Genomic DNA, 10,379 nt, shown 5'->3' with positions numbered 1-10,379 from the left:
TTCTCTCCAAAACTTGCCGAAACAAGCATAATAGTTTGAACACCCATGGAATAGAAAAAGAAAGCAAAGAGAAATCGCTTCATTAACACCATACCCTTAATTTGTTGCCATACTACATGCAATTCCTTAAACCCGCTTGATATTTTCTTTTGTTCCGCGGCGTTAAAATTAGGGCTTCCCTTAGGCAATACACGAAAAGGAATTTGTGCAAAGCTGATCCACCAGATACCAACCAATAAAAACGATAAACGAGCTGGAAAACTCATATCAGTAATTCCAAACCATTCAGGCTTCAACACGAACACAAAACAAATCAACTGAATAAGAACACTCCCGATATATCCGTAGCTAAAACCTTTAGCGCTCACTGCGTCCTGACGGTCAGGTGTGGCGATTTCCGGAAGATAAGAATTATAGAATACGAAGGCGCCTCCGTAACCAATGGCCGCCAATGCAAAACAGATTATCCCCCACTCTAATGTTTCCAGTTTAAAAAAGTACAAGCCGCAGCAAGACAAAGCACCGAGCCAGGTAAATAGCATCATATATATCTTTTTATTGCCTTTATGGTCGGCTATGGAAGATAGCACGGGCGATAATATGGCCACTACCAAATAAGCAGTGGCTAATGCATAATTAGACAGCGCAGTATTAACAAATGGAATTCCAAAGAACGTCACCTGGTCTCCGTGTTCGGCCGTTCTTGTGATAATAGAATAATAGGCAGGAAAAATGGTGGAGGTTATCACGAGGTTGTAAGAGGAATTTGCCCAGTCGAAAAATGCCCAGGACCGGATAACGCGTTTGTTGTTCTTTAATTCCACTAATTTACTTTTTGCAATCGGGCGTTCCCAGTTTTCTTTTTGTCGATTTTCTTAGGACTTCCTTTATAGAAGACTTCGCTTGAACCAGAAGTTTCCACTTTTAATTCATTAAGCACGTTAATATTACATTTACTTACACCTTCCATATCGAGGTTGTATTGTCCAACCACAAAGTCAAAAGCATTCAGATTTAGTGAGCCTTTTGATTTCACATTAATTATACCTGCCTGTCCAATTAATTTAATATCGGCTGTTCCATCGACTTCTGTAGTCAGTTTAGACGCATTAAGATCTAAGTCCGTTGTCGTGTTACCATTTAATGTTAATTTCAAGTCACCCAGGTTAAGTCGCCCTTGCGAAGCCAAGCTGCTATTGGCTCCCGCTTTAATCGATTTTAAATTTCCAACACCCGCATAAACGACTACTGAATCTGCACCGCAGTATTTCTCTGGATCAAGACTTAACTTTAAAGCACCCCTACTTACCGATGCCTTCACTTCATCGATTACGTTAGAGTCAGCTTCTACTTTAATCGCATAACTACTGTCCTGGTGAAAAACCACTTTAATAGTACCTTGTACTTCCACTTCATCAAAACTATCTACAGTGTTTACATGTGATACGCGCATACCGGCATCTTCAACACATTCAGTTTTGCAAGAAATTAAAATTAACGGAAGTGCAAATAAAAGAAGGCTAATTCGTTTCATAAATAAGGGGGTTATTATATAATATACGGCAATTTAAATGTTTTTCGCTGTTTGAGCAACACAAACTAAAGGTAATAGTTTTTACCATCGGTTTTTATTTTCCCTGCATCCAACAACTCGCGAATGCGATCAAGTTTTTCATTTTCCGTTCCCGTTTTCAGTGCACTCACTAAATCGGTTAAATTTTGTGGACCACTTTGCAGCAGGATGGCAATTTCAAACTCAATTTTCGCTTGTCGTTCGCCAGCTTCCTGAACCTTTTTCTCCCCCAGACAAATATCACATACACCGCATTTTGCAGGGTGCAACTCGTCGAAGTAAGTAAGCAGCTGTATACTTCTGCAAACTGGCATACTAGCGTAAGTTAACACCGCATTAATCTGATCTTCCTGTATCTTTTTACGCATCGCTATGTATTTCACATCAATATCCATGTGCTGTTGATCTGCACGCGGTAAAATAAATTCCAGTTGGGGCTGATCTGTCTGCGGCAAATAGGAAATCACCTCCATATCCTGCATCCTTTTCAACATGGCTATAACAGTATTATACGACACGCCAAGTCTTTTAGCCACATCGTCCTCCTTAATCTTAACATATTGATCAAAAGCACCACCATACGACCTCAACAAGGTTTTAATCAATGGGTCAAACCCGGCGTTTTCAATTTGAAAACGATACAAATCCTCGTTACCAACCAGCACAAGTAGTCGCGAATCCAGAAACAGATTTTCTGATAAGGTTAAGTAACCATCATGTTCCAAAAACTTAAGTGCTGAAATGGTTTTAAGTACGTTCAGGTCAAATCGTTTACAAAAGTCAGCCAGGTCAAAAGGGAAACTCAGGCCTTGCCCTACCCCATAAGCCAGCTGATAATAACTCCCCAGATAATGATAGGTCTTTCTAATCTCCTCTACACTTGGAAAGTTATCTGTGTATTTACGGCGTAAATTATGATGATCGGAAGCATTGGCTAATAGTACAGCAAATGAACGCTGGTCATCACGCCCCGCACGACCAGCCTCCTGGTAATAAGCTTCTAAACTTTCCGGAAGATCAAGGTGCACAACAAAACGAACATCAGGTTTATCAATCCCCATTCCAAAAGCATTGGTAGCCACCATCACCCGGATGCTGTTTTTTTTCCAGGCTTCCTGCTTTTGCGAACGCTCATCACGGGTAAGTCCGGCATGATAGAAGTCAGCAGCAATCTGGTTTCTTTGCAAGAAATGAGCTACCTCTGCCGTTTCTCTTCTATTACGTACATAAACCAAACCGCAGCCTTTAACATTCCTCGCTATGTCAATAAGTTTTTTATACTTGTCTTCCAGATCCATCACCACATAACTGAGGTTCTTTCTGGCAAAACTTTTTACAAAAACAGAAGGATTAGTGAGCTCAAGTTTATCAATGATATCAGCCCTTACGTATTGTGTCGCCGTTGCAGTAAGGGCAATAACAGGCACATCTGGATGAATTAATCGTAAATCTTTCACTTTTAGATAAGGTGGACGAAAATCATAACCCCATTGAGATATACAATGTGCTTCATCTACTGCAATCAGGTTCACATTCATATATGAAATTCGCTCCTTAACGATCTCCGAAAGCAGGCGTTCAGGCGATAGGTAAAGGAACTTAATCTTGCCATAGATACAGTTATCCAAAAGAATATCAATTTCTCTTTTCCCCATTCCGGCATTAATGGCTACAGCTTCAATCCCTCTACCTTTTAGATTTTCTACCTGATCCTTCATCAGTGCCACCAACGGCGATACGACCAGACATATACCCTCCTTAACCATTGCTGGTACCTGAAAACATATGGACTTACCCCCACCTGTTGGGAGTAAAGCCACGGTATCCTGATTGGCTAGTACAGCATCTATAATATCTTCTTGTAATGGTCTGAAGGAATCGAAACCCCAATACTGCTTTAAAATGTCTGCTTTATTCATAAAAGGTAAATTCAAAACTATAAAAATGAACTGATATTATTAAATTGCAGGCTTCAACAAGCTTAAACCACACACAAACCATGCGCAAGAATCTTCTCGCTATTCTATTATTAGGTTGTACACTCCCAGCTATCTCTCAAGATAACAAAGAAAACACTAAGTGGGATATTGAAAAATACAAAGGAACTACTAAAAGTTTCTCTATCACTACCAACGAAGGCACCTGGATGAACCTTGATGTCAGCAATGATGGTAAAGAAATCGTTTTTGATATGCTGGGCGACATCTATGTGATGCCCATCACCGGTGGTACAGCAACCTTATTAAGCGGCGGCGTTGCCTTTGACGTACAGCCCCGTTTTAGTCCTAATGGGAAATACATTTCCTATACTAGCGATAAAGGTGGCGGTGATAACATCTGGATCATGAATCGTGACGGATCCAACAAGCGCCAGGTTACTAAAGAAAACTTCAGGTTATTAAATAATGCAACCTGGATGCCGAACAGTGAATACCTTATTGCACGTAAACACTATACAGGCACCCGTTCTTTAGGAGCAGGTGAAATGTGGATGTACAATATCCACGGCGGGGATGGCGTACAACTGACTAAAAGAAAAAACGACCAGCAGGACGCTGGCGAGCCCAATGTATCTCCAAACGGTAAATTTCTATATTTCAGCGAAGACATGTCGCCCGGCCCAAGTTTCGAATACAGCAAGGACCCTAACGGGATGATCTACGCTATTCGTCAACTTGATCTCAATACGGGAAAACTAACCAATTTTATTGCCGAACAAGGTGGAGCCGCGCGTCCTCAGGTGTCTCCAGATGGAAAGATGATGGCTTATGTTAAAAGGGTGCGCCTGAAGTCAGTTTTACAGCTACAAAACCTACAGACCGGCGAAGAAATACCTTTATTTGACGACCTTTCTCATGACCAGCAGGAAACCTGGGCAATTTTTGGGATATATCCAAATTTCGCCTGGACACCCGATTCCAAGAACATCATCTTTTATGCGAAGGGCAAAATAAAAAAACTAGAATTAAAAACCCTGCAAGTTACTGAAATCCCCTTCCAGGCCACCACAAATCAAACAGTACAAGATGCACTTCACTTTCCGCAACAAGTTTTTGCAGATGAGTTCCAGGTGAAGATGATTAGGCAGCTAACAACGTCTGGTGATGGTAAATTTGTAATATTTAATGCAGCTGGCTACCTGTATAAAAAAGATTTGCCAAACGGTAAACCTGAAAGAGTAACCAACGGTATGGATTTTGAATTTGAGCCCGAAATCAGTCCCGACCAAAAATATGTGATCTACACCACCTGGAGCGATGAATTAAAAGGTGCCATTAAGCGCACAGATCTTAAAACCGGTAGAACAATAACACTCACCGATGAAAGAGGCTTTTACTACGCTCCGAAATATTCAAACAAGGGTGATAAAATTGTATACAGAAAAGGAACGGGTAACCAGACCCTGGGTTTTTCTTTCGGTAAAAATCCTGGAATCTATACCATTGCGGCAAATGGCGGTAAGAAGACCCTGATATCCGACAATGGCATTAAGCCTAAGTTTAATACCGACGACACTAGAATTTATTTCCAGAGCAACAGTAGAGGAAAAAAATCATTTAAAAGCATTGCTTTAAATGGTGCTGATGAAAAAACGCATTTTACATCGAGTTATGCTACAGATTTTGCTCCTAGTCCGGATGGCAAGTGGATGGCCTTTACAGAGTTATACAATGTTTACATCACACCTCTGGTAACCATAGGGTCGGAACTTGAATTGTCTTCAACAAACAAAGCAATTCCGGTAACAAAAGTGAGTCAGGATGGCGGCAGTTATATCCATTGGAGCGGCGACAGCAACCGACTGTTCTGGACACTTGGCGAAACTTATTATAGCAAAGACATCAATACTGCGTTTGCCTTTAACCAGCCTGCAAATACTTCCGACACAACACAGTCAGAACCGGGTATCGCCATTGGCTTAACTTTAAAAGCAGATAAACCTACTGGGTTAGTGGCATTAAAAGGAGCCAGAATTATCACTATGCAAGGCGATAAGGTCATTGAGGAAGGGACGATACTATTGCAAAACAACAAAATCCTTAATGTTGGAACAGTCTCAGAAGTAACTATTCCTGAGGATGCTACCGTCATAGACGTGACCGGGAAAACCATTATGCCCGGCATCATAGATGTTCATGCACACCTTCGCACCAGTCCCGATGGGGTTTCGCCGCAACAGGATTGGTCGTACCTTGCAAATCTTGCCTTTGGGGTCACCACATCACATGACCCTTCAAGCAATACAGAAATGGTATTCAGCCAAAGTGAGATGCTTAAAGCTGGCCGTATGGTAGGACCGCGACTTTATTCCACCGGGACTATTTTATATGGTGCAGATGGCGATTTCAAAGTTGTGGTTAACGGTCTTGACGATGCCCTTGCCGGGCTCCGTCGCTTAAAAGCCGTCGGCGCCTTCTCTGTTAAGTCTTATAACCAACCACGCCGCGATCAGCGTCAGCAGATCTTGGAAGCAGCCAGGCAATTACAAATGGAAGTAGTACCAGAAGGTGGATCAACCTTTTTCCACAACATGAATATGGTTGCCGATGGCCACACCGGTATTGAGCACAGTATACCCATTGCCCCTGTTTATAAAGATGTTGTAGACTTCTGGGCAAACACTAAAGTAGCTTACACACCTACCTTAATTGTAAGTTATGGTGCACAATGGGGTGAAAACTATTGGTACGACAGAACCAATGTTTGGGAAAATGAAAGGTTAATGGCTTTTACACCCCGCTCCATAATCGACCAGCGTGCTCGAAGAAGAACAACTTCGGAGTATGGCGATTATGGCCATATTGAAGTTGCTAAAACGGTGAAACAAATTACCGATGCAGGTACAAAAGCCAATCTAGGTGCCCATGGACAGATTCAGGGGCTTGGTGCACACTGGGAACTATGGATGTTCGTACAGGGTGGCATGAGCCCATTGGAAGCCATTCGTGCAGCCACTATTAATGGTGCAAGTTATCTAGGTATGAACAGGGAACTAGGTTCCCTGGAAAATGGCAAACTGGCAGATTTGGTAGTTATGGACGCCAATCCGCTGGAAGACATCAGAAATTCCGAGAAAATAAAATACGTAATGATCAACGGACGTTTATATGATAGTTTATCAATGAATGAAACAGGAAGCAGAGAAAAGGTTCGACCTAAATTATGGTTCGAAATCAATAAAGGAATGGGCTACGCTATGCCTATGGGCGAAGCAGAAACATGGACCTTTACCGTGCCAGAATGCGACTAACATAACAATTAAATGATAAGAAGGGGTGCAATACGAAAATAAGTGTTGCACCCTTTTTTTTACAGATTTTGCGCAATCACAAATCCACTTGCCCAAGCCCACTGGAAATTATATCCGCCTAGCCAGCCAGTTACATCCACACATTCGCCACCGAAATACAGGTTTGGAATTTTTTTACATTCCAAAGTTTTCGACGAAAGTTCATTGGTGTCTATCCCACCACGCATCACCTCCGCCTTATCATAACCTTTATCGCCTGCAGGTTTTACTTTAAATAAATGTATCGTAGCGTGGATTAAATCCATATCTGCTTTGGTTAAAGCTGCAACTTGTTTTTCCATCGGCAAAAATTTTCCCAGTGCATCGGTAAACTTGCGTGTGTAATAGCGATTAAATAAAGTCGACAGCAAGGTTTTTCCTTGCTTACTTCGTTCCTGTTCAATGATCTCTGTAATATTTTTATGGGGCAGCAAATCAATATTAATCGTTTCACCGGCACGCCAGTACGAAGAAATCTGTAGCACAGCGGGACCACTTAAGCCCCAGTGCGTAAACAATAAACTCTCTTCAAAAGCTATCCTTTCATTACTTATTTCACAAAACACAGCATTACCTGAAAGCTGTGCATACCATGCCTCATCTTTACCGGTTATCGTTAATGGTACCAGAGCCGGCGCAGTTTCTACAATGGCCAGGTGATGTTTACGGGCAAAACGTAGGGCAAAATCGGTAGCCCCCATTTTAGGAATCGGTAAACCACCGGTAGCAATTACCAGCTTCTCGGCACGTAGCTTTTTAGTTTTACCATTTCTTTCGTAGGTGACAGTAAACCCATCAGCAGTTTTTTCAATATCCATCACATTTGACTGACAACGAATTTCCTGTTCTAGCTCCCTACACAAATCGGTGAAAACCGCCACTACATCCCTGGCATTTTTGCCATCAGGAAAAAGTTGGCCCAATGTTTTTTCCTTACCAGTGATCCCGTAAGTTTCGAAAAAACTAATGGTATCTTCAACGGTCCATTGTTTAAAAGCAGATTTCAGAAAATGCCTGTTAGCAGAAATAAACTGCTCTTCGGTTGCTAATAAATTGGTGTAATTACACCTGCCCCCTCCCGATATCAGAATTTTGGCGCCTGGTTGTTCAGCTTTCTCCAACACAATCACCTTTTTACCCAAAAATCCTGCTTGCACAGCACACATCAGCCCACAAGCTCCACCACCAATTATTATAGCATCAGCATCCATCAATCCGTTTATATTGTTAAATTTGTGCAAAATAAGCATAACTTTTTCATATTGAGATGGCAAAACAGATAAGCGATTTAAAATTAGGCATACTTGGCGGAGGCCAATTAGGGCGAATGTTGATACAGGAAGCGATTAATTACAACCTGACGACCATGGTTTTAGATCCAGATACTCATGCTCCCTGCAAACACATCGCTAATACTTTTGAATGTGGTTCCATTACAGATTACGATACAGTTTACAACTTTGGAAAGAAAGCAGACGTCATTACCATTGAAATTGAAAAAGTAAACATTGAAGCCCTTGAACAACTTGAAAAAGAAGGCAAGTTAGTGTTCCCACAATCCAGGGTGATTCGCCTGATCCAGGACAAAGGGGTACAAAAGCAGTTTTTCAAAGAAAATGATATCCCTACCGCCCCATTTATTTTGGTTAACGGAAGGCAAGAAATGCTAAACAGCAACTTCGCGTTTCCCTTTATGTTAAAACAGCGCAGAGATGGCTATGACGGCAAAGGGGTAATGAAAATAGAAACCATCAAAGACTTAGATAGTGCTTTCGAAGGCCCTTGTTTAATTGAAGAAATGGTAGACTTTGAAAAGGAAATTGCCGTAATCGTGTCCAGAAATTCAAACGGTGATGTGCGAACTTTTCCAATGGTAGAAATGGAATTCAACCCAGAGGTTAACCTGGTTGAATTTTTAATAAGTCCTTCCACCTATCCGGAGCCTATTCAGCAAAAAGCAGAAATTATAGCAAAGAACATCGCCGCTGCCTTAAACATTACTGGTATACTGGCTGTAGAAATGTTTGTGACCAGAAATGGTGATATTTTGGTAAATGAATTGGCACCAAGACCACATAATAGCGGGCATCAGACCATTGAGGGTAATTATGTATCACAATTTGAACAGCAACTGCGTTCAATATTTAATCTTCCACTTGGCGATACACGCTGCATCACCAATTCGGTTATGATTAATCTATTGGGCGAAAAAGGTTACGATGGTGTGGCTAAATACAAAGGGTTAGAAAAAATCCTTGCTTTAGATGGCGTTTATGTTCATTTGTATGGTAAAAAGTATACTAAACCCTTCCGCAAAATGGGCCATGTTACTGTTGTAGACCAGAACCGTGAAAGCGCTATAGAAAAAGCCAAATATATTAAACAAGCCCTTATGGTAATTGCTTAAGCCCTCTGTGTCAGCAAATAAACAGATCATCATAACATCATCATAACATCATCATAAAATTACATACAATGAGCATACAAGTAGGCATAATTATGGGCAGTAAATCCGACTTACCCATCATGCAGGATGCAGCCGACATTCTAACAAGTTTTGGAATTCCATTCGAAATGACGGTAGTCTCCGCTCATCGTACACCTGAAAGAATGTTTAAATATGCTAAAGACGCCGCTTCAAGAGGATTAAAAGTAATCATTGCAGGCGCTGGTGGTGCAGCGCATTTGCCAGGCATGGTGGCCTCCATAACCGTATTACCAGTAATTGGGGTGCCAATCAAATCATCCAATTCCATCGATGGCTGGGACTCCGTATTATCTATCCTGCAAATGCCAAACGGTATACCAGTGGCAACCGTAGCATTAAATGCTGCAAAAAATGCAGGTTTGTTGGCCGCACAAATTTTAGCTACGGCAGATGCGGATCTGAGTAATAAGATGCAAGAGTATAAAGATAACTTAAGAGAAATAGTCGAGAAAACCGCTTTGGAAATGGAATCTAAATAAGCGGCACAACAGGTAAGCCAGTTACAAAAAGAGAAAACTCACGTTTCCGTCTGCCCAACAGGATAGGTTCTGTACCGACTTTATTCCATACTAAAAACCAGCTTTCGATTTCAGGTAACGGAGCTTTTTCGTTAAGCTTCTTCAATAAGGTAGAATTAACAAAAGCTCCGCCTCCAATATTATAACATAAAGAAACAAGCGCATTGAACTGGTTTTGTGTAACCTCCACTTGCAAGACCGACGATACCGTAACTTCAAAGGTGGCTACGGTATTCTTAAAAAGATCAATCGCGCGTTTCTTCGTTATTGGCTTATCGGTCATCTTAACTTTTGTTCCATCCTCATAAAAAGTACAACCTACGCCAATTGTCGGTATACCAGCACTGTCAAGATAAGGATGCAATACCATCCCCTCCTCCTGAATCAGGAAATCGACTCCCAGGTCATCTAATTTCATAAAAAGGCTTTATAGTGAATAACAAACAAACGATTGTTAAGTTAAAGAATTTCAAGAATATTTTAACATATCGTTAACCCACCCTATTGCCG

At 41.4% G+C, this 10,379-nt stretch carries 8 protein-coding genes; 3 read left to right on the top strand and 5 right to left on the bottom strand.

From position 1 onward, the window contains the following. From ACR2F3_RS05660 to ACR2F3_RS05650, 3 genes are all read right to left on the bottom strand, one after another. A partial coding sequence (locus ACR2F3_RS05660; RefSeq protein WP_432709004.1) for an MFS transporter occupies positions 1 to 824 on the bottom strand: 824 nt, incomplete at its 3' end. After that, complete coding sequence (locus ACR2F3_RS05655) at positions 824 to 1,534, bottom strand: head GIN domain-containing protein (protein WP_432709003.1); 711 nt, start codon at positions 1,532 to 1,534, stop codon at positions 824 to 826. The genes ACR2F3_RS05660 and ACR2F3_RS05655, both read right to left, overlap by 1 nt. Before the next feature lie 65 nt (positions 1,535 to 1,599). After that, positions 1,600 to 3,492, bottom strand: coding sequence for a RecQ family ATP-dependent DNA helicase (locus ACR2F3_RS05650; RefSeq protein ID WP_432709002.1), 1,893 nt, complete (start codon positions 3,490 to 3,492; stop codon positions 1,600 to 1,602). An 80-nt stretch (positions 3,493 to 3,572) separates the two neighbouring features. On the opposite strand from ACR2F3_RS05650, the gene ACR2F3_RS05645 reads away from it, so the two are divergent. Then, positions 3,573 to 6,824 carry an amidohydrolase family protein gene (locus ACR2F3_RS05645; RefSeq protein ID WP_432709001.1) on the top strand — a complete coding sequence of 1,084 codons (3,252 nt, stop codon included), beginning with the start codon at positions 3,573 to 3,575 and terminating at the stop codon, positions 6,822 to 6,824. Positions 6,825 to 6,883: 59 nt separating this feature from the next. On the opposite strand, the gene ACR2F3_RS05640 is transcribed toward ACR2F3_RS05645, so the two are convergent. Further along, on the bottom strand, positions 6,884 to 8,113 hold the full coding sequence (locus tag ACR2F3_RS05640; RefSeq protein WP_432709000.1) for an NAD(P)/FAD-dependent oxidoreductase: 1,230 nt from the start codon (positions 8,111 to 8,113) through the stop codon (positions 6,884 to 6,886). 17 nt (positions 8,114 to 8,130) lie between these two features. On the opposite strand from ACR2F3_RS05640, the gene ACR2F3_RS05635 reads away from it, so the two are divergent. Further along, complete coding sequence (locus ACR2F3_RS05635) at positions 8,131 to 9,270, top strand: 5-(carboxyamino)imidazole ribonucleotide synthase (RefSeq protein ID WP_432708999.1); 1,140 nt, start codon at positions 8,131 to 8,133, stop codon at positions 9,268 to 9,270. Positions 9,271 to 9,338: 68 nt separating this feature from the next. Next, a complete protein-coding gene (purE, locus tag ACR2F3_RS05630) occupies positions 9,339 to 9,830 on the top strand; it encodes a 5-(carboxyamino)imidazole ribonucleotide mutase (protein WP_432708998.1) in 492 nt (163 codons plus the stop codon). Here the strand turns inward: purE and ACR2F3_RS05625 are convergent. After that, positions 9,823 to 10,287, bottom strand: a complete 465-nt coding sequence (locus ACR2F3_RS05625) for a lysozyme (RefSeq protein ID WP_432708997.1) — start codon at positions 10,285 to 10,287, stop codon at positions 9,823 to 9,825. The two genes, purE and ACR2F3_RS05625, sit on opposite strands and share 8 nt — an antisense overlap. Positions 10,288 to 10,379 lie beyond the last annotated feature (92 nt).

Origin of the sequence: Pedobacter sp., from assembly GCF_045627485.1 — a bacterium.
Taxonomy (GTDB): Bacteria; Bacteroidota; Bacteroidia; order Sphingobacteriales; family Sphingobacteriaceae; genus Pedobacter.
Note: the sequence above shows the minus strand (reverse complement) of the source record. Positions and strands in the feature narration are given on the sequence as shown.

Excerpts from the sequence above, each read along its gene's own strand:
- ACR2F3_RS05640 (WP_432709000.1), bottom strand. The coding sequence starts at position 8,113 with ATGCTTATTTTGCACAAATTTAACAATATAAACGGATTGATGGATGCT.
- ACR2F3_RS05645 (WP_432709001.1), top strand. The coding sequence starts at position 3,573 with ATGCGCAAGAATCTTCTCGCTATTCTATTATTAGGTTGTACACTCCCA.
- ACR2F3_RS05635 (WP_432708999.1), top strand. The coding sequence starts at position 8,131 with ATGGCAAAACAGATAAGCGATTTAAAATTAGGCATACTTGGCGGAGGC.
- ACR2F3_RS05655 (WP_432709003.1), bottom strand. The coding sequence starts at position 1,534 with ATGAAACGAATTAGCCTTCTTTTATTTGCACTTCCGTTAATTTTAATT.
- ACR2F3_RS05650 (WP_432709002.1), bottom strand. The coding sequence starts at position 3,492 with ATGAATAAAGCAGACATTTTAAAGCAGTATTGGGGTTTCGATTCCTTC.
- purE (WP_432708998.1), top strand. The coding sequence starts at position 9,339 with ATGAGCATACAAGTAGGCATAATTATGGGCAGTAAATCCGACTTACCC.
- ACR2F3_RS05625 (WP_432708997.1), bottom strand. The coding sequence starts at position 10,287 with ATGAAATTAGATGACCTGGGAGTCGATTTCCTGATTCAGGAGGAGGGG.